The sequence below is a fragment of the Haloferula sargassicola genome (assembly GCF_040362925.1).
Classification (GTDB): domain Bacteria; phylum Verrucomicrobiota; class Verrucomicrobiia; order Verrucomicrobiales; family Akkermansiaceae; genus Haloferula; species Haloferula sargassicola.
In genome coordinates this window covers 16,229-35,061 of the sequence record NZ_BAABRI010000018.1, presented here as the reverse complement: position 1 = coordinate 35,061, position 18,833 = coordinate 16,229, and the positions used below count along the sequence as shown (strand labels likewise).

Sequence of the window (18,833 nt, the reverse complement as noted above, 5' to 3'; positions counted from 1 at the left end):
CCCTCAACCTTCATCCTTATGACCCCGCCCGGCTACAAACAGACCGAGGTCGGGGTGATTCCGGAGGATTGGGAGATTGAGCCACTCGGGAGTTTATCGGCTTTTGTAACAAGCGGATCACGAGGCTGGGCTCAGTTCTATTCCGATTCTGGGGCGTTGTTTATTCGCAGCCAAAACGTGAGGAACGGCTCTCTGGATTTCAGCGACATTCAATTTGTTAGTCCACCTACTGGTGCCGAAGGAAACCGCACCAAGGTGAACCAAAACGACCTATTGATAACCATCACCGGTAACAGCGTCGGCAATGTCGCTTTGGTCGAGGAGGCGTTCGACGAGGCCTACATCAGCCAGCATGTGGGGCTGGTTCGGCTCAAGGAGCCATGCAGGGGGTCATACGTGTGTCGTTATCTTTGCCCGCACTCCCCCGGGAATTATCAGATTTCCGGAAGTCAGTCAGGGCAAAGCAAGCCAGGACTCAATTTGCAGAATCTGCGGAACTTCCTGATCGCCCTTCCACCCACCCTCGCCGAGCAAGCAGCCATCGCCGGGGCCTTGAGCGATGCGGATGCCCTCATCGACTCCCTGGAGCAGCTCATCGCCAAGAAACGCCTCCTCAAACAAGGGGCCATGCAGGACCTCCTCACCGGCAAAAAACGCCTCCCGGGATTCGAGGGGGAGTCTGGCTACCGCGAGACAGAAATCGGCCAAATACCGAGCGATTGGGGGGTGAAAAGTGTCGGCGAGTTTGCTTCGATCAAGACCGGTCCTTTTGGCACGCTCCTGAAAGCATCCGAATACACTGATGGGGAAGGTGTTCCCGTCATTTCCGTTGGCGAGATCCGCGAAGGCTTCCTGAGAGTGTCCGATGAGACGCCAAGGGTCTGCGAAGCTGTGACGAAGAGGCTTCCTCAATATCTACTAAGGCAGGGAGACATTGTTTTTGGCCGGAAGGGCGGCGTTGAACGGTCGGCTCTCGTAACGCCAGAGCAAGACGGTTGGTTCCTAGGTTCCGATGGCATCAGCATTCGGCCGCTGAATGGGTTTCAGCCTACCTTCTTAGCCCTTCAGCTTCAAAGTCACCGCGTTAGAGGGTGGTTGTTGCAGCATGCTATCGGAACTACAATGGCGTCTCTAAACCAGTCGATTCTGCACCGGGTCCTAGTTCCACTCCCACCATCCCCAGCCGAACAAACCGCCATCGCCGCCATCCTGAGCGACATGAACGCCGAGATCGCCGCCCTTGAAGCCAAGCTGGCCAAGGCTCGCCAGGTGAAGCAGGGCATGATGCAGGAACTCCTCACCGGCCGGATCCGGTTGGTACCGGCCCAAGGCAAGATCGTCGAATTTCTCGAGGAAAAGCCGGAGATCAAGAAGGAGGGGCACAACTGGCAGATCAATGAAGCGGTGATCTTGGGGGTACTCGCAGCCCGTTTCGGCACCGAGCAATGGCCGTTGCCTCGGAAGCGTCGGGTGAAGCTGACCTACCTGTTCCACCGTCACGCCGAGGGCGTCGCGGAGGGATACAAGAAGAAGGCTGCCGGCCCCTACAATCCACGGGTCAAATACTCGGGTCCGGAAACGATCGCGTTGAAGAACGGATACGTCCGTGAGCACAACAACGGGAAATACCCGGGTTTTGTCGCCGGGGACAAACGGGAGCAGGCAGAAGCCTACTTTGCCCGCTGGTATGGAGACGGGCCGCTGATGTGGCTTGAACAATTCCGCTATCACAAAACCGAGAATCTCGAACTCCTGGCAACAGTGGACATGGCCGCCGAAGATCTTCGCTCGGCAGAAACCGCGGTGGATCTTGAAGGTGTGAAGGAAGTCATCCGGGCCCATCCCGAGTGGACCGCCAAGCTCGACCGAAAGATTTTCTCGGACAAGAACATCAAGATGGCTCTAGCCGATCTGGACCGGCTGTTACCGGTGAATCAGTAAGGCGTAACGCCGATGGGTATAGGATTCACTGGCACGAAGGCCCGAATCACACGGCATGGAGTCGAATTTCGTCCACCGGTCAGGCAGAAACTACGCCTCTGACGGCGGTCCGTCAATCCCCGGGCATGTCGGGACGGGCCTCCACGCCACTCGAACAAGACCACGAGTGCCACGAGAGAACAACCGCCGACCGGCTTGATCCCCATGGTTCGATAATAGTGCCTAAAAGCACCTTCTTCTGAAAATCGGTGGACATGGGTGCTAAAAAGCACCAGCTTGTAACGCGTTACCGATCCCATGGCCGACCGACCACGCAAAGCCTCCGCGGAAGTGCGGGCGATGATTCGGGAAGCCCTGGCTGACCCACGGCGGCGCTTTCTCGACGACAAGACCTCGTCGAGAAACTGGCTCAACCACTGGAACCTGAAAGCCGAAGGGCTCTACCAAGACCTGATCGACGGCCTCGGGCACTCCGAGAATCTTTTCCTGAAACCCAAATCCAAACCCGCGCAGATCCAAGCCTACCAATGCGTGCTGGACTATCCAGCCGATGGCGGCGACCTGCCAGCGGTGGACATCCACGTCACCCTTGCCCCCAAGGGAGATCCTCCCAGAGTCCGCGTGGCCGTCCACCCCAGCGACACCGTCCAGACGCTCCCGCGGCTGGACCCGAAACCGAACGACGATGAAAACGATTGAGCAGAACCCCAAGGCCGAAGCGGCGATTCCCTGCTTCGAGTGTGAGTCGGGCAAGCTCATCCCCGAGCTGACCGATTACGAGACCGAGCACCCGAAGCTCGGCAAACTGACGATCCCCGATGTGCCGGTGCTGGTCTGCGACCACTGCGGCGACCGGGTCCTTGGCGACGAGGGCAACCGCCGCATCGACGCCTACCTCGACAAGGCCTTGAACGTAGTCACCCCGGAGGAAATCCAAGTCTTCCTCGGCAAGTACGGCCTGACCCAGAAAGAGGCGTCCCGTATCACCGGCTTCGGGGAGAAGAATATCTCCCGCTGGGCCGCCGGGCGGTCCCGTCCATCGGAGTCGGTGAGCAACATGTTCCGTCTCCTCCTGGCAGATGAATCGGTATTTGAGCGACTCAGACAGAAGAACTTCGATGGCACCACGGTGTCCATGTTTCCCGCGGAGGAGCGCCAACCTGACGACGAGGAGAAGCCGGTGCTTAAAGAAGTTGACTACCCTGCTCTGGCAAATCTGGGGCTGGTGAAGCCCACCCAAAGTCCGAGAGAGAAACGCTCCGAACTCTGCGCATTCGCCAAGACGGCGGACTTAAAGGAGTTCCGAACGAGGATGACGGAGAGTTTCGAGCTGATGGCCGCCTTCAAGGACACCTCCCAGAAGTTCAGCCCGGTAAGTGCAGGGCTCTGGAGCTACGTGGGTGAACGCTTGGCTGCGAAGGTCGAGACCGAGCCCTACGATCGAGAAAAACTGCACGAAGCGGTGGACCGGCTACGCGAGCTGACCCAGCACCCGCTGGAGCAGGTGGTGGCGGATGTTCGCCGTATCCTCGCGCAAGCGGGGGTCGCGCTCGTCTTTGTTCCGATCTTCAAGGAATCCGCGCTCCGCGGTTCGACCCGGCTGCTGACACCGGGAAAGGCACTGATCATCCACGGCCTCAAGTATCGGAGCCTGTCGCAGTTCTGGATCATTCTTTTCCACGAAATCGCGCACCTCTTGCTTCACATCGAGAAGCCGGGTGAGGTCATCACCGACTACGAAGACCAGCGGAAAGACCCGAAAGAGCGTGCCGCGGATGAGTGGGCCTACGACCGGTTGGTATCCCGGGATCGGGAGCTGGAATTCGTGGCCCGGCACCCCAAGCCGGCACCTTGGCAACTGGAGCAGTATGCCAAATCTCTGAAGGTCCATCCGGCGATTGCGGCGGAGATCCTGAACACGCGAAGCGATTCGGAGGCGATCGCCTATGGATTCCTTAAGAAGCGAGGGCTTTTCCCGCACCTTTCCAAAGAGCAGACTAGAGCCCTGTTGATGACGTGAACCTATGAGCGCAAAGAAGACTGGCAAGAAGGCGGCAACCAAGAAGCGAGCCTCGAAAAAGACCGCCACGAAGAAGGCGGCGAAGAAGCCTGCCAAGAAACTCACGATCCGTCCTCTGAGCGAGGAGGACGTGCTCGCGAGCGAGTCGTTCGCGGATGCCAAATCGAAGGCAGAGGATTACGTCCACAATCCTGGCAAACTGAAGAGGCTTTTCGGCGAGGCAGTCGAAAAGGCCAAGCAGATCGACAAGTCCAATTTCGGTGAGAACTGGGCCTACCTCCTCACCATGATCCGTCTCGTCCGCGACTATGCCAGAGGAGACTATCGCGAGGTATCAGCGAAGAACCTTGGGCTGATTGTCTTCGCCGTGGTCTATTTCGTGTCACCGGTGGACGCGATCCCCGATTGGGTCCCATTTCTAGGTATGCTGGATGATTCCTTGGTTGTGTCCTGGGCGCTCAAAGCGGTGAAAAAGGAGCTGGATGCCTACATGGAGTGGGAAATGAACCGCTTGCCGAAGGGAAAGGCATGAAGATGCGCGCCTCCGGTCTCTCCATGGTGAGCTGCCGCGTTCGTGGGATGGTGGCTTGAACTCTTTCTGCTCAGTACCCTCCGCAGGGTTGCGCTGGATGAAGGGTGGGGCCAAGCTTCCTTTACACTATGAACGACGGAGTCCCAAGCGATAGCGAGGCTCGGGAGAGGGAACTCGACAAGCTGGAGGACGAGTTTCCTCAATTGGCCGATGCTGCGTTTTTCGCGGAAGCGGAGCGCACGTTGGCAGCCGGGCTGACGCTCACGCAGGCATTCGATGGCCAGGTGGTTCGGATTTCTCCCGATGGTCGGTGTGAGGTGGTGAAGACGATCCATCCGCCCCATCCGGTCGAGGTCGGAAGAAGGATTTGGATCTGGTGATTGGGCCGATGCGCCGACTGAAAATATGCGCGGGCTACCCGAGTCCGGAATCCCTCAGGTCACCGACCGTTGGGATATCGAATTGAAGTGGCCAGCGGTGCTCCATCGGTTCAAGATGCCGGAGTTAGGTAAGGTTTGATCCCAATCATGAGCGACATCGGCCAATCCGAGAACGAAACACAGCGGCGGGTGATCCGGCTGCTGGTCGAGGAATTGGGGTACGAGTATGTCGGGAACTGGCGGCAGCGGGCGGGGAACTCGAATGTCGAGGAGGAGCTGCTGACAGCTCATTTGTCGGGGGCAGGGTATTCCTCGGATGAGATCGCTCGTGCGCTGGAAGAGCTACGCCGGTGCTCGGAGACCAAGGGCCGCTCGCTCTACCACACCAACCAGCTTTTTTACCAACGGCTGCGCTATGGCGTGCCGGTAAAGGTGGAGGCGGGGAAGGTGACCGAAACGGTGAAGGTGGTGGATTGGGAGCACCTGGAGAAAAACCATTTTGCGTTCGCCGAGGAGGTGACGCTGAAGGGCGGCCACGAACGCCGGCCGGACCTGGTGATCTATCTGAACGGGATCGCTGTCGGGGTGATCGAGCTGAAGAACAGCCGTGTGAGCATCGGTGAGGGAATCCGGCAGCTCATTTCCAACCAGCGGCCCGAGTTCAATGAGGGATTCTTCAGCACGGTGCAGCTCCTCGTTGCGGGCAACGACAGCGCGGGCCTGCAATACGGTTCGATCGGAACGCCGGAGAAATATTTCCTGAAATGGAAGGAGGATGAGGCAAAGGACGAGGGCTGCCTGCTGGACAAGTATCTGCGGCGGATGGTGTCAAAAGAACGCCTGCTGGAGTTGATGCACGATTTCGTGCTCTTCGACGGCGGGGTGAAGAAGCTGCCGCGGGTTCACCAATATTTCGGCCTGAAGGAGGCGCAGGATTTCGTGGAGCGGCGGGAGAGCGGGATCATCTGGCACACGCAGGGCGCGGGGAAGAGCATCCTGATGGTGCTGCTGGCGAAGTGGATTCTGGAAAACCGTTCCGACGCCCGCGTGGTGGTGATCACCGACCGCGACGAGCTGGACAAGCAGATCGAGCGGGTTTTCACCGAGGCGGGGGAGGAGATCCGGAGGACGCGGAGCGGGAGGGAGTTGATGGCGCAGCTCGGGAGCCAAAAGCCGAGGTTGCTGTGTTCCCTGGTCCACAAGTTCGGCCGCAAGGATGTGGACGACTTCGAGGAGTTCATCCGCGAGCTGGAATCGAAGCCGAGCAAGACGGTGGGTGAGGTGTTCGTGTTCGTGGACGAATGCCACCGGACGCAGAGCGGAAAACTGCATCGGGCCATGAAGGCGCTGATGCCGCAGGCGACTTTCATTGGCTTCACCGGCACGCCGCTGCTGAAAAAAGACAGCCAGACGACCCTGGAGGTTTTCGGCCGCTACATCCACACCTACAAATTCAGCGAGGCGGTGGAGGACGGCGTGGTGCTCGACCTCGTCTATGAAGCGAGGGACATCGACCAAGAGCTGGGTTCGAAGGAGAAGATCGATGCCTGGTTCGAAGCGAAGACGAAAGGCCTGAACGATTGGCAGCGCGACGAACTGAAAAAGAAGTGGGGCACGATGCAGAAGGTGCTCAGCTCCCGCTCGCGGATGGACCGGGTGGTGAGCGACATCGTGTTCGATTTCGGCACCAAGCCGAGGCTCAAATCGGAGCGGGGCAACGCGATCCTGGTGGCATCGAGCATCTACGAGGCGACTCGTTACTTCAGTCTTTTCCAAAAGACCCACTTCAAGGGCCGTTGCGCGGTGGTGACCTCCTACGACCCGAAGGCCTCGGATGTGAGCAAGGAAGACACCGGGGAGAATACCGAAACGGAGAAGCAGTTCATTTTCGAGACCTACACCGAGCTGCTGAACGGCGTGACCACCGAATCGGGAAAGTCACCCACGGAGAGCTACGAGGACCGCGCGAAGAAGCTTTTCATCAAGGAACCGGCGACGATGCGTCTGCTGATCGTGGTGGACAAGCTGCTGACCGGCTTCGATGCGCCGCCCTGCACCTATCTCTACATCGACAAGTCGATGCAGGATCACGGTCTGTTCCAGGCCATCTGCCGGACGAACCGGCTCGATGGCGAGGACAAGGATTTCGGCTACATCGTCGATTACAAGGACCTGTTCGCGAAGGTCGAGCGGGCGCTCGCGGTTTATACCTCGGAGCTGGATACCAGCGCCGGAGGTGAGGATCCGCAGGTGATGCTGAAGGATCGGCTGAAGAAATGCCGGGAGCGTCTCGACGATGCGATCGAGAAACTCCATCTGCTCTGCGAACCGGTCGACGAGCCGAAAGGCGAGCTGGAGCACATCCGCTACTTCTGTGGAAACACCGAGATTCCCGCCGAGCTGGAGAAGCGTCAGCCCCAGCGCGAGGCGCTCTACAAGGGTGTCGTCCAATTCATCCGCTCGTATGCCAACCTGGCCGACGAGATGGCGGGCGCGGGCTATTCGACGGCGGAGATCGATCGAATCGGGAAGCAGCTCGAGCATTACCGAAAGCTGCGTGACACGATCCGGCAGGCGGCGGGCGAAGTGCTAGATCTCAAGCCCTATGAGGCGGACATGCGGCACTTGATCGACACCTACATCGATGCCAAGGAGCCGAGAACGATCTCGCCCTTCGAGAACATCTCGCTGGTGGACCTGATTGTGAAGACGGGCATAGCCGACGCCATCGCCGAGAAGCTGGCGAACGTGAAGACACCTGAGGGAGTGGCGGAGGCGATCGAGAACAACGTCCGCAAGAAGATCGTTAAGGAACAGCTCACGGACCCGGCGTTTTTCGAAAAGATGTCGCTGTTGCTGGATGAAATCATTCGGCTGAGGAAGCAGAAGGCGATCGAGTATCAGGAGTATCTCAAGCGCATCGCAGAGCTGGTAAAGAAGGTGGTCGATGGCACCGAGGAGCACGAGGCGGTGCCGGCGATGGTGAAGCACTCGGCGGCCCTGCGGGCGCTGTTCCGGAACCTCCAGGTTGAAAAATCGGGCAGCAAAGTGGCCGATGACGAAACTCTGGCGCGCGCGGAGCTGGCCGTGCGGATCGATCAGGTGGTGAAGACCGTGAAGCCGGCTGGATTCCGCGGCAACACCGCCAAGGAGAACGTGATCAAGGCGGCGCTGATGCCCTTGCTGGGCGACGATGTCGCGGAGGTGGAGCGGATTTTCGGGATCGTCGAGAAGCAGTCCGAATATTGATGCGCGACGTCCACCAGATTGCCCTCGGCGACTTCGCGGCGACCATCGAGCGGAAGGACATCCGGAACATTCACTTGAGCGTGCATCCCCCGGACGGCGCGGTCCGCGTGTCCGCTCCGCGCCACCTGTCGGTCGATCATCTGCGCGCGTATGTGATTTCGAAGCTCGATTGGATCAAGCAGCAGCGTCGCCAGATCCAGGCGCAGGAACGGGAGAGCCCGCGGGAGTTCACGGAGCGGGAGAGTCACTACCTCTGGGGGAAGCGCTATCTCCTGACCTTGGAGGAGGGATCCCCGGGTGTGGAGTTGAGGCCGCGGAAAATGATCCTTTCTGCCAGAACCGGCAGCAGTCAGGAAAAGCGTGAGTCGATTCTGGAGGGATGGTATCGCGGAGAACTGAGACGGGAGGCGGAGTCTATGGTGGAGCGGTGGGCGCGAACTATGGGGGTGGAGGTGAAAACGGTTTTCATCCAGCGGATGAAGACGAAATGGGGGAGCTGCAATCCCGCGCGGCGGACGATCCGGCTGAACACCGAACTGGCGAAAAAGCCCAAGGAATGCCTCGAATATCTGGTGGTGCATGAGCTGGCGCACCTGATCGAGCCGACCCATAACGAGCGCTTCGTTTCCCTGATGGATCACTACCTGCCGGCATGGCGGGAGCGCCGGCAGGCGCTGAACCGGCTGCCGGTGCGGCATGAGCAATGGAGATATTGACGCGCAGCCATGCTGCAAGGGTCCTGCGTAGCTGGTGCAGGAGCGCCGGTCATGAAACCCGCCGGTCATGAAACCGGCATCGCCTCGCCTGGCGGATTCGCTTCGGCTTTGATCAGTGGCTTGGGGGCTTTTTCGCGAGCAGGAGCCGGGGTTTCTCTACCCGGAACTCGCCGGCTCGCCGAACAGGCGATGCCGGTTTCATAACCGGCGCTCCATACCGCACGCTGGAAGCGCGCCGCGCCACTCGCAAGCCTGGAGGCTTGCGCTCCGCGGCTGAAAATCGGTGGGGGGCCGCGGTGGTCGCCGCTTGCTTCGGGAGACGTTAGAAGGCAAGGAGGGACGCGTATGCCGACGCGCCTGCTGCTGCTTTTTCTCTGCCTCACAGCCCTCCTTTCCGCCCAGACCTACCGGCCGGTGAGGGAGCGGCCGCCGATGCCGCCACGGGAGTTCCGCGGGGCCTGGGTGGCGGTGGTTTACAACATCGACTGGCCAAGCGCCAAAGGCCTGAGCGCCGGCACCCAGCAGGAGCAGGCGGTCGCCATCCTGAACAAGATGGCGGCCATGAACATGAACGCCGTGATCCTGCAGGTGCGGTCGCACTGCGATGCCGTGTATGCCTCGAACAAGGAGCCGTGGAGCCCGTGGCTGACGGGCACCATGGGACGCGGGCCCGGCTACGATCCGCTGGAGTTCTGGGTGAAAGAAGCGCACCGCCGCGGGATCGAGGTGCATGCGTGGTTCAATCCCTTCCGCGCACTTTCCAACGTCAGCCAGCAGGCCTGCCCGAACCACGTGTCGAAGGCGTCCCCCGGCATCACCAAACGCTACGGCACCTTGCTGTGGTGCGATCCCGCGGTGCCCGAAACCCGCCAGCGGGCGATGTCCGCCATCCTCGATGTGGTGCGGCGTTATGACGTCGATGGCGTCCATCTCGACGACTATTTTTATCCGTACCCGGAGGACGGCCGGGCCTTTGCCGACGGGCGGAGCCCGGCCCAGCGGCGCGGGATCGTGGATGGCTTCGTGCGCGATCTCTACTCGCAGGTGAAGGGCGCGAAGCCGTGGGTGCGGGTGGGCATCTCGCCTTTTGGCATCTATCGGCCGGGGGTGCCGGCAGGCATCGAGGCCGGTCTCGATGCCTATGAGCAGCTCGGCTGCGACGCCCGCAAGTGGCTGGCCAACGGCTGGGTGGACTACCTGGCGCCGCAGCTCTACTGGCGCGACCAACCGCGCAAGCAGAGTTTTTCCGCCCTGCTCGGATGGTGGCGTGAGCAGGGATCCCGGCCGGTGTGGCCGGGGATCGCGGTTTCCCGTGTCAGCAGCTCGGAGGATCCCGGCCGGCCGGCCTCGGAAATCACGCGCCAGGTGGGATTGAGCCGTACCATCGGACCGCGCAACTGGGTGGGACACATCCAGTGGAGCATGAAGGCGCTCAGCCAGAACCGCGGCGGGGTGTCGGACCTGCTTTCCAAGGGGGCCTATTCCGAGCCGGCGCTGGTGCCGCCGATGCCGTGGATGGGGAAGAAATCGGTGGCACCCGTATCGGCGCAGGCCTCGGCGGATGGGGAAACCTTGAAGATCCGCTGGCGGACCGGCGATGGATCGAGCTCGAAGGTGGCCGTGATGGGCCGCAACGGGCGCACCTGGCACATGCTCGCCGTGCGTCGCGCGGCGGCCGGAGGCCTCGACTTCCGGTTGTCCGGCCGTCAGCCGCCGGAGGCGATCTCGGTCAGTGCGGTGGATCGCTTTGGAAATCTGAGTGTTCCGGCGGTGCTGGCACGCTAACAGCTGGGCGGAAAAGGGGCGCGAAAATGCTTTACTTAGGTGAGGCAGTCAGGAGAGAGTCCGCCGTCCCGACTCACGAGCTACGCATTTTTTCGCACAGCGTCGCGCTGCCATGAACGTCAAAACTTTTGTTACAGGATCCGCCGCCCTCCTTGCGGCCTGGCTGGGAGCGACCTTTGTTCGCCAGGTGCCGGGAGAAAGCTATCCTCAGCTCGGTCGGGGCTCCAAGCCACTCTCGGCGCAGATTTCGAAGCCGGGTAACGCGGCCAAGGCCGACACCCTGCCCCAGCTGGCCGGGGTGGTGGTCGATGCGGACTGAGCATCCTGCTTTTCTGCCATGGCGGAGAAACCGGTGTCGGGCGGCGATGAGCCCCTGCCGATGGACCTCGAGCCGGGCGTGTATTTTTGGTGCTCGTGCGGTCGCACCTCCCATGCGCCATTCTGTGACGGCAGCCACACCGGGACCGGCCTCCAGCCGGTGCGCCTGACGGTGACCGAGCGGCGGAAAGTCTGGTGGTGCCAGTGCAAGCGGACCGGCACGCCGCCGTTCTGCGATGGCAGCCACCGACGGCCGGTGGCTGGCTAGGCCGGGCTGCGGACCAACTCGCTGAAGCCGCAGAAAAGCCGCGAGTTCTCAGGCGGAAGCGCAGGCACGGGGCGGTCGGAGTCGAGAAAGCGATCGCAGATGCCGTGAAACGCCTCGGGCGTCTTGGCCCGGCGGAGCTGGAACTCGAAGTCCGGATCGAAGCCCTGGGTCACGAAAAGCATGGTCTTCTTCATCCGCTGGACGTGCCCGAGCGGGTCGAAGCGCGCGGTGTCGCCTGCAATTTCCTCGTAGAGGGTGCGGACGTAATCCAGCAGCTGCCGGCAGGGGGGCATGGCCGGAGTTTCGCCGGCGAAGGCGGCTCGGATCTGGTCGAAAATCCACGGGTTGCGGATCGCTCCGCGACCGATCATGAGGCCGGCGGCCCCGGTCCGGCGATGGTAGGCGAGCGCGGTGGCGACATCGACGATGTTGCCGTTGGCGATGACCGGGCACGCGAGCCCCGTCACGGCGCGGGCGACGCAGTCCGGGTGAACGGGCGTCTGGTAGCGCTCGGTGACGGTGCGGCCATGGATGGCGAGGGCATCGATGCGGTGCCGCGCGAAGAGGGCGAGCAGCTCGTCGAACTCATCCGGCGAATGGTAGCCGATGCGGGTCTTGACCGTGAACCGCGTCGGGATCGCCTCGCGTAGCGCGCAGAGGATGGCGTCGATTTTCGGCAGGTTCCGCAGCAGACCGCCGCCGGCTTCCTTTTTGCACACGACCGGGGCCGGGCAGCCGAGGTTGAGGTCGATCCCCGCCACCGGATGTTCCAGCAATTGCTTCGCCGTGCGAACCAGCGCCGGGATGTCCTGCCCGATCATCTGGGCGTAAACCGGCCGGCCGGTGGGGTTTTCATCGATCGACCGCAGGATCCAAGGGTCGGGCCGTGACGCCTCGTGCACGCGGAAATACTCGGTGACGTAGACGTCCGCGCCGCCGTAGCGGGACAGCACGCGCAGGAACGTGAGGTCGGTCACGTCCTGCATCGGGGCCAGGTAGAGGGTCGGGGAAATGGACGACACGGGAGGTTCAGGCCGGGCGCTCGATTTCGAACAGGGCGTCGGTGGTGCAGTACCAGTTCGGCGAGGCCATGCGGCCGACCGGGGTGTGCTTTTCCTGGACGATCCTCAGGGTGGCGGGATCGATGATCTCCTCGCGGATGTGGGCGAGGTGCACGATGCCGAGCACGAGCCGGTTCGAACCGATCTGCTGGATCGAGTGAACCTTGCACTCCAAGGCGGCAGGTGCGGCGGCAACGCGCGGAGCGGCGACGCACGAGCCGGGCAGCATCGCGAGCCCGAGCCGGTCCGGCTCGCTTTCGCCGGGGGGCAGGCTGGCGGCGGTCTGGACCATGCTTTCCGCCAGTTCAGGGGAAACGAGGTTGACCACGAACTCGCCGGTTCGCGCCAGGTTGCGGGCGGTGTCCTTCGGATTTCCGTCAGGTCTGTTGCCCGGGGCGAAGGCAACCAGAGGCGGGTCGGCACCGAAGACATTGAAGAAGGAAAAGGGTGCCAGATTGGCGGAGCCGTCGTCATGGGTGGTTGAAACCCAGGCAATCGGGCGGGGTGTCACCAGGCTGGCGAGGATCGGATAGGCGCGGTCGGCGTGGGTGCCGAGAAGGTCGAGTTCCATGAGGAGAGGCAGGTTGCCGAGCAGCTTCGGGGCCTTTGCCTTGACAATCAAGGCGCGGTGGAGAAGCTCGCCACCGAATAGCAGTAAAGGAGGAAAGGTGCACAACAACGATCTATTGCACACGGAGAAGATTCTCGCGGATCGCAAGATTTTCTTTCTCGATCTCAAGGAGAATGCTCGTGGAAAGGTGGTGAAAATCACCGAAGATGTCGGCGGCAACCGTGATACCATCATGGTTCCGGCGGAGATTCTGGGCGACTTCATCGCGGCCTTGACCGACATCAAGGAAACGGCGGACAGCCATTGAGGCCGGGAGGGGGAGTCCCGACGCCCCCTCACCGGGTCCCGCGGGGCCGGAGCGGAAGGGTTCCCGGTCCAGAGGGCGGGCATGGGGCAAAACTAAAGATTACTTTCTTTTCCGGTGATCTTTGTTATAGGCCTCGGCCATGACCTCGGACGAGCGGGCGGATTTCATCAAGAAGGTGATTCTATTGCTGATGCTGGTGGCCGGTGTGGCCGCGGGCCTCGTCTTCGATCCCTTCGGCTGGAGCGAGCATCCGGTGGCAGCCAAGCCCCCGGCCGCACCTGCGCCCGCCCGGACGGCGCCGGCGGTGGCGGCGGAAAAATCCGCGATCGCCGCGGATTCCGAGGCCCTGCCTCCGGGGCTGCAACGCATCCCTTCGGCGAAGAAACCGAATCCCTGATCCTGTGAATTACCCGCTCCTCTGTTCCGCGGCCCTGATGCTCACCCTGGCCGGATGCGAGAAGATCCAGCAGGCCCTGCATTCCTCCAAATCCGAGGACGTCGCGGCTGCCGATGGAAGTCCGGTCACCCTCGGCGAGGGTCATGAACTCTCGCCGGAGGACTTCGAGAACTTCAAGGCGACCGCCGGCAAGGTGGTGGTCGTCGATTTCTACGCCGACTGGTGTGGCCCGTGCCGCAACCTCGGTCCGAAGCTGGAAAAAGTCACCGCGGAGTTCGGCGACAAGGTCGTGATGGGGAAGGTCAACGTCGACAACGCCCGCAGCCTCGCCTCGCGGCTGGGCGTCAGCGGGATCCCCGACGTCAGGATTTTCGTCGGCGGCGCGCAGACCGACCAGATCATCGGTGATCAGGCCGAGACTGCGGTCCGGCAGAAGGTCCAACTCGCGGTGGCGGCCCTTGATGCGGCCGCTTCGGCTGCGGGTGAAGGCGGTGACAAGTCGGCGGAGCCGATCATCCAGCCGATGAAGAAGGACTGGATGCCCGAGGGCATGGAGCGCCGCTGAGCCGTTCAGAAGATTTCGGCGAAGAAATCCTTCATGTGCTGCCAGGACCGGCGGTCGGCGGCCTCGTTGTAGGCGACGCCCTTCGAGGGGTCGTCGCCGGCGTTCTTCTGGGTGAAGGCATGGACGGCATGGCCGTAGGAGACGAGCAGCCAGTCGGCCTCCGCCTGCCGCATCTCCTCCTCGAAGGCCATCACCTGGGCCGGCGGGACGTGGGGATCATCGGCGCCGGTGCAGACGAGGATTTTCGCCTTCAGGGTGCCGGCCTTGGCTCGCATGCCCTCGCCGGCATCGAGTCCGCCGTGAAACGAAACGACGCCCGCGATGTCGGCACCGCTGCGGGCGAGTTCGAGCACGCCGGTGCCGCCGAAGCAGTAGCCGATGGCGGCGATTTTCGAGGGATCGGTGTGCTCGTCGGCGCGCAGGACCTCCAGGCCGGCCTTGAGTCTTCCGCGGTAAAGTTCGCGGTCGTTCTTATATTTCCCGGCATACTCGCCGGCCTCGGGCGGCTGGGGGCGGATGCCCTTGCCGTAGATGTCGGCGGCCAGGACGTTGTAGCCCATTTCCGCGAGCTGGCGGGCACGACCTTTCTCGTAATCGGTGAGGCCGGTCCATTGGTGGATGATCAGAATGCCCGGCCGCTTGCCGGCGGTGGCGTCGTCGTAGACGTGGAAGCCCTCCAGGGTGGTTCCATCATGATCGTAGTCGACGGTTTTTTCCACGAGAGCACCGAAGCAGGACGAGGACGCGAGAAGCAGGGGGGCGAGCCATTTCATCCCGGCACCCAAGCGCGGCCTCGTCCGTCGTCAAGCGGCGGCTGAACCTCAGAGCTTTTCGATCCGGAACACCACCGGCGTGCTGTTGACGCAGTCCAGTTGTTCGATCTCGGAAAGTGTCTGCTGCAGACGGCCGAACGAGCAGGTGTGGAGCAGGAACACCATGTCGACGAATTCGGCGTCCGGCGTCTCCGGGTTGACCGGCGAGTGGGTGCCGGAAATGCCGATCCCGGCCCCGGCCAGGGCGGCGGCGATCTCGGCGATCACGCCCGGGCGGTCGGTGACGTCGAAGCGGACGTAATAGGCGGTTTCGGTTTCCTCGATTGGCATCAGCCGGCCGCCTTCGCGATAGGGCAGGAAACCCCGGTGGCCGGTGGCCTGGCGGAGCGAGCGGGCGGCCTCGACCAGGTCGGCCACGACCGAGGAGGCGGTCGGGTCCTGGCCCGCGCCGCGGCCGTAGAAGAGCGATTCGCCCGCGGCATCGCCATGCACGGCGACGGCATTGAAGACGCCGTTGACGCTGGCGAGGATGTGGCTCTTGGCGATGAACGAAGGCTGGACGCGCAGCTCGACCGAGCCGTCCGGGTGCTCGCGCACCACGGCCAGCAGCTTGACCACGTAGCCGAGGCGCTTGGCGAAATCGATATCGATCGGGCGCACGCACTCGATGCCGGCCACGTGGACCTTTTCCGGATCGATCGGGAATCCGTAGGCCAGCGTGGCGAGGAGGATGGCCTTGTGGGCGGCGTCCCAGCCGTTGACATCGAGGGCGGGATCGGCCTCGGCGTAGCCGAGCTGCTGGGCTTCGGCGAGCGCGGTTTCGAAATCCAGCCCGGCGGTGGTCATGCGCTCGAGGATGTAGTTCGAGGTGCCGTTGATGATGCCGCTCATCGAGTGGATCCGGTTGCCGATGAACGACTCCTGGACGGTCTTGATGATCGGGATGCCGCCGGCGACCGCGGCCTCGAAGTGGACCGGCGTGTCGAATTCCCTGGAAAGCGCGAACAGCTCGATGCCGCGCTCGGCGAGCAGGGCCTTGTTACCCGTGACGACCGGCTTTTTCGCGCGCAGCGCGGCGGCCACGATGTCGAAAGCGTCGGTGGTGCCGCCGATCAGCTCGACCACGATATCGACCGCCGGATCCTCGACCAGCTCGTGCCAGTCGGTGGTCAGCGTTTCGTCAGGCAGGGAAACGGCGCGCGGCTTGGCGGGATCGCGCACCAGGGCCTTGGTGACCGTCATTTCCACGGTGCCGCCGGTGCGGTCGCGGATCAGTTCACCGTTCCTGCGGAGGGCGAGGATGACGCCGGAACCGACGGTTCCGACTCCGGCGAGGCCGATTCCCAAGGTGCTGCACTGCATGGCGCGGAGTGTGCCCCGCCGCGCCGCGGGGAAAAGGGCAAATCCGGGTCAGTTGCCAAGTTGGTCGATGGCGTGGACCCAGTCCGACCACTCGTTGCCCGGGGAGCCGCCGCGGGACCTCTCGAGGAAGTTGTAGTAGGCGGCCTCCTGGATCTGGTTGTGGCTCGGGGTGGCAGGCGCGGCTGCGGCGGCCGGCGTTTTCGCGGCCCTGGTGACCGCTTTTTTGGCGGGTGCCTTGGCAGCGGTCTTTTTGGCGGCGACTTTCTTGGCCGCCGTTTTCACGGCCTTCTTGGCAGGGGCCTTCTTGGCGGCCTTCTTGGCCGTTTTTTTGGTGGTCTTCTTCGCTGGCATGGTTCGGGGCGCAGATGAGCAGGCCCGATGCCAAAGAGCGAGACCTGATAGAAGGTCGTGATTGTTTCGGGCCTGTAACGGCGTATCTTCGGCGCGTGGCCGACGATTATTCATGGCAGGATTTCCGCGACGAGGGGCCGGCCCGGCTCCCTGGCCCGGACCACCTCGGCTGGTGGGTCATGGTTTCCCTGCTGCTGGCAGTGATCCTGCACGGGCTGGCCTTCCTGGTCCTGGGACATGTGAAGATCCTGCTGCCTTTCCAGGAGGCCGAGGAGATCCGCACGCAGCCGATCCAGTTCGACCGGGTGGAGGTGCTGCCTCCGGAAATGGACGACATCGCCCCGGAACCCGACGCCCGGCCGGTGGAAAACGCCACCCAGCTGCTGGAGGAAATCGACGTGCTCACGCAGCTGCCCGAGGACCACGAGTTGGACATTTCGCCGGAAACGATCGACCCGGAATTCGCCATCAAGCCCGCCCAGCCGGCGGCCGAGGGAGCCCCCGAGGCGCCGCTCGAATTCGACGCTTCGGTGGATTTCGACCTCGCATCCGAGCTGCCGGAGATGGGTCGCACGGAGAACCCCCTGCCGCCGGCGGAGGAAGGGCAGGTGATCGTCGATCCCGGCGCGGCCCTGGAGGATGATCCCTCGCTGGATGCCTTCACCGCGGACATCCTGCGGCGCGGGCAGGAGGGGGGTGCGGAAGAGGGGTCCCTCGACGGCGTGGTCTCGCTCGACGACATGGTCGGGCTGCCGGAAAACGTGCTGGTCGGGAAAAAGACCATGCTGCCGAGCGATCTGCTCTTTGAATACAACAGCGCCGAGCTGCGGGAAAGCGCCCGCGTCGGCCTGATGAAGCTGGCGCTGCTGGTCGAGCGCAATCCCGGGCTCTACTGCTGGATCGAGGGCTACACCGACCTTTACGGCACCGATTCCTACAACCTCGACCTGTCCAGCCGGCGGGCGGAATCGGTGAAGGAATACCTCACCCACTCGCTGCGCATCGCCCCTGACAAGATCGCCACCCGCGGCTTCGGCAAGTCGCAGCCAATCGTGCGCAGCGGCAGCATCGACGAGCAGGCCCCGAACCGGCGGGTGGAAATCAAGATGCGGCGCCAGCTGCCCCCGGCCCAGATCGAGGTGCCGAAAGCGCAGCCGGAGCCTCCCAAGCCGGAGCCAATGCAGGAAATGCCCGAGCAAAGCCCGCCGAAGGCGATTCTGGTAAAGCCCGCGCGGCCCTTGTTGATCGAGCCCGCGGACGAGCCCGGCCAGCCGCCGAAAGCGACGGTGGTCGAGGAGCCGCCACCGCGGGCGCGGGTGGTGGAGGAGGAGCCCGCCCCGCGCGCGGTGCCGGTGGAGGAATAATGCCGATCCGGACTCGCGGGCCGGCGGGTGCGTGCTAACCAAGGGACGTGAAACCGCTCGATCCGCCCGACAGCCCGCAGCTGGTGCTGTCCTTCGACTTCGATGGCACCCTCCACGATCCCGCGGCCACGCCTCCGGTGGCCGACGAGCTTTTCGCCACCCTGCGTCGCCTGCGCCGGGAAAGGGGAGCCCTCTGGGGCATCAACACGGGACGCTCGATGAACCACGTGATCGAGGGCCTCATCGATGCCCGCTTTCCTTTCAGCCCCGACTGGGTCGTCGCCCGCGAGCGCGAGGTCTGGTACCCGAACCCGCTCGGCCGCTGGACCGGCGACGAGAAGTGGAACCGCCGGTGCGAAAAGGACCACCGCAAGTTCTTCAAGAAGATCGGCAAGGTGCTGAAGCGCATCCGCCAGGAGGTCGAGGAGCACACCGGTGCCACCTGGGTGGAGCACGATGGCGACCCCGCGGGCCTCATTTCCCGGACGGAGGAGGAAATGGAGTGGATCGTCCGGCGGGTGGTGGAGCTGGCCGCCGGCGAGCCGCTGCTCGGCTGGCAGCGGAACTCGATCTATCTCCGCTTCGGCCATCGCCATTACCAGAAGGGCTCGAGCCTGCGCCGGATCGCGGAAAACGCCGGCCTGCAGGCGGAGCAGTGCTTTGCCATCGGCGACAGCCACAACGACTTCGAAATGCTCTCGACCGACTCGGCGGCCTTTGTCGCCTGCCCCGGAAACGCGGTCGCCGAGGTGCGGGCCCACGTTTCCTCGGTGGGCGGCTACCTGTGCACGCTGGCCCACTCGCAGGCCTGCGTGGAGGCGTTGGAACATTTCTTCCCGCCCGCTGGCACGACCGCCGATCCATGTTAGGATC

At 63.0% G+C, this 18,833-nt stretch carries 20 protein-coding genes; 15 read left to right on the top strand and 5 right to left on the bottom strand.

What is annotated here, in order from left to right; translation table 11 throughout:
* Positions 1-18 precede the first annotated feature (18 nt).
* From ABXH26_RS15270 to ABXH26_RS15225, 10 genes are all read left to right on the top strand, one after another.
* A complete protein-coding gene (locus tag ABXH26_RS15270; RefSeq protein ID WP_353567958.1) occupies positions 19-1,941 on the top strand; it encodes a restriction endonuclease subunit S in 1,923 nt (640 codons plus the stop codon).
* 297 nt (positions 1,942-2,238) lie between these two features.
* Positions 2,239-2,640 (top strand): hypothetical protein, encoded by a 402-nt coding sequence (locus tag ABXH26_RS15265; protein ID WP_353567957.1) that lies wholly within the window; start codon positions 2,239-2,241, stop codon positions 2,638-2,640.
* Complete coding sequence (locus tag ABXH26_RS15260; RefSeq protein WP_353567956.1) at positions 2,627-3,961, top strand: type II TA system antitoxin MqsA family protein; 1,335 nt, start codon at positions 2,627-2,629, stop codon at positions 3,959-3,961. The genes ABXH26_RS15265 and ABXH26_RS15260 overlap by 14 nt, the downstream gene beginning before the upstream one ends.
* A gap of 4 nt (positions 3,962-3,965) precedes the next feature.
* Entirely contained in the window at positions 3,966-4,493 is a 528-nt protein-coding gene (locus ABXH26_RS15255) for a YkvA family protein (protein WP_353567955.1), read from the top strand.
* A 128-nt stretch (positions 4,494-4,621) separates the two neighbouring features.
* Positions 4,622-4,873, top strand: coding sequence for a hypothetical protein (locus ABXH26_RS15250; RefSeq protein ID WP_353567954.1), 252 nt, complete (start codon positions 4,622-4,624; stop codon positions 4,871-4,873).
* Positions 4,874-5,020: 147 nt separating this feature from the next.
* The gene (locus ABXH26_RS15245; protein ID WP_353567953.1) at positions 5,021-8,122 is read left to right on the top strand and encodes a type I restriction endonuclease subunit R; all 3,102 of its coding nucleotides are present in this window, start codon (positions 5,021-5,023) and stop codon (positions 8,120-8,122) included.
* Positions 8,122-8,838 carry a M48 family metallopeptidase gene (locus tag ABXH26_RS15240; protein ID WP_353567952.1) on the top strand — a complete coding sequence of 239 codons (717 nt, stop codon included), beginning with the start codon at positions 8,122-8,124 and terminating at the stop codon, positions 8,836-8,838. Before ABXH26_RS15245 ends, ABXH26_RS15240 begins: the two co-directional genes overlap by 1 nt.
* Before the next feature lie 345 nt (positions 8,839-9,183).
* Positions 9,184-10,623, top strand: a complete 1,440-nt coding sequence (locus tag ABXH26_RS15235; RefSeq protein ID WP_353567951.1) for a glycoside hydrolase family 10-like protein — start codon at positions 9,184-9,186, stop codon at positions 10,621-10,623.
* A gap of 112 nt (positions 10,624-10,735) precedes the next feature.
* On the top strand, positions 10,736-10,942 hold the full coding sequence (locus ABXH26_RS15230; protein WP_353567950.1) for a hypothetical protein: 207 nt from the start codon (positions 10,736-10,738) through the stop codon (positions 10,940-10,942).
* Positions 10,943-10,960: 18 nt separating this feature from the next.
* A complete protein-coding gene (locus tag ABXH26_RS15225) occupies positions 10,961-11,209 on the top strand; it encodes a CDGSH iron-sulfur domain-containing protein (RefSeq protein ID WP_353567949.1) in 249 nt (82 codons plus the stop codon).
* On the opposite strand, the gene ABXH26_RS15220 is transcribed toward ABXH26_RS15225, so the two are convergent.
* Positions 11,206-12,231 carry a tRNA dihydrouridine synthase gene (locus ABXH26_RS15220; RefSeq protein ID WP_353567948.1) on the bottom strand — a complete coding sequence of 342 codons (1,026 nt, stop codon included), beginning with the start codon at positions 12,229-12,231 and terminating at the stop codon, positions 11,206-11,208. The genes ABXH26_RS15225 and ABXH26_RS15220 overlap by 4 nt on opposite strands.
* Positions 12,232-12,238: 7 nt before the next feature.
* Positions 12,239-12,892 (bottom strand): flavin reductase family protein, encoded by a 654-nt coding sequence (locus ABXH26_RS15215; protein ID WP_353567947.1) that lies wholly within the window; start codon positions 12,890-12,892, stop codon positions 12,239-12,241.
* Between the two features lie 46 nt (positions 12,893-12,938).
* On the opposite strand from ABXH26_RS15215, the gene ABXH26_RS15210 reads away from it, so the two are divergent.
* The 3 genes from ABXH26_RS15210 to ABXH26_RS15200 all read left to right on the top strand — a co-directional run bounded on the left by ABXH26_RS15210 (position 12,939) and on the right by ABXH26_RS15200 (position 14,110).
* Positions 12,939-13,148 (top strand): RNA-binding protein, encoded by a 210-nt coding sequence (locus ABXH26_RS15210; RefSeq protein ID WP_353567946.1) that lies wholly within the window; start codon positions 12,939-12,941, stop codon positions 13,146-13,148.
* 139 nt (positions 13,149-13,287) lie between these two features.
* A complete protein-coding gene (locus tag ABXH26_RS15205; RefSeq protein ID WP_353567945.1) occupies positions 13,288-13,545 on the top strand; it encodes a hypothetical protein in 258 nt (85 codons plus the stop codon).
* Positions 13,546-13,549: 4 nt separating this feature from the next.
* Positions 13,550-14,110 (top strand): thioredoxin family protein, encoded by a 561-nt coding sequence (locus tag ABXH26_RS15200; RefSeq protein WP_353567944.1) that lies wholly within the window; start codon positions 13,550-13,552, stop codon positions 14,108-14,110.
* A gap of 5 nt (positions 14,111-14,115) precedes the next feature.
* Here the strand turns inward: ABXH26_RS15200 and ABXH26_RS15195 are convergent, their stop codons facing one another.
* Genes ABXH26_RS15195 through ABXH26_RS15185 form a run of 3 tightly spaced genes read right to left on the bottom strand, consistent with a single transcriptional unit; the run spans position 14,116 to position 16,596 of the window.
* Positions 14,116-14,883 carry a dienelactone hydrolase family protein gene (locus ABXH26_RS15195; RefSeq protein ID WP_353567943.1) on the bottom strand — a complete coding sequence of 256 codons (768 nt, stop codon included), beginning with the start codon at positions 14,881-14,883 and terminating at the stop codon, positions 14,116-14,118.
* Between the two features lie 48 nt (positions 14,884-14,931).
* Entirely contained in the window at positions 14,932-16,245 is a 1,314-nt protein-coding gene (locus tag ABXH26_RS15190) for a homoserine dehydrogenase (protein WP_353567942.1), read from the bottom strand.
* Positions 16,246-16,293: 48 nt separating this feature from the next.
* On the bottom strand, positions 16,294-16,596 hold the full coding sequence (locus tag ABXH26_RS15185; RefSeq protein ID WP_353567941.1) for a DUF2934 domain-containing protein: 303 nt from the start codon (positions 16,594-16,596) through the stop codon (positions 16,294-16,296).
* Positions 16,597-16,691: 95 nt separating this feature from the next.
* Here ABXH26_RS15185 and ABXH26_RS15180 point away from each other — a divergent pair, with 95 nt between their 5' ends.
* Both ABXH26_RS15180 and ABXH26_RS15175 read left to right on the top strand, forming a co-directional pair.
* The gene (locus tag ABXH26_RS15180; RefSeq protein WP_353567940.1) at positions 16,692-17,960 is read left to right on the top strand and encodes an OmpA family protein; all 1,269 of its coding nucleotides are present in this window, start codon (positions 16,692-16,694) and stop codon (positions 17,958-17,960) included.
* Between the two features lie 47 nt (positions 17,961-18,007).
* The gene (locus ABXH26_RS15175; RefSeq protein ID WP_353567939.1) at positions 18,008-18,829 is read left to right on the top strand and encodes an HAD family hydrolase; all 822 of its coding nucleotides are present in this window, start codon (positions 18,008-18,010) and stop codon (positions 18,827-18,829) included.
* Positions 18,830-18,833 lie beyond the last annotated feature (4 nt).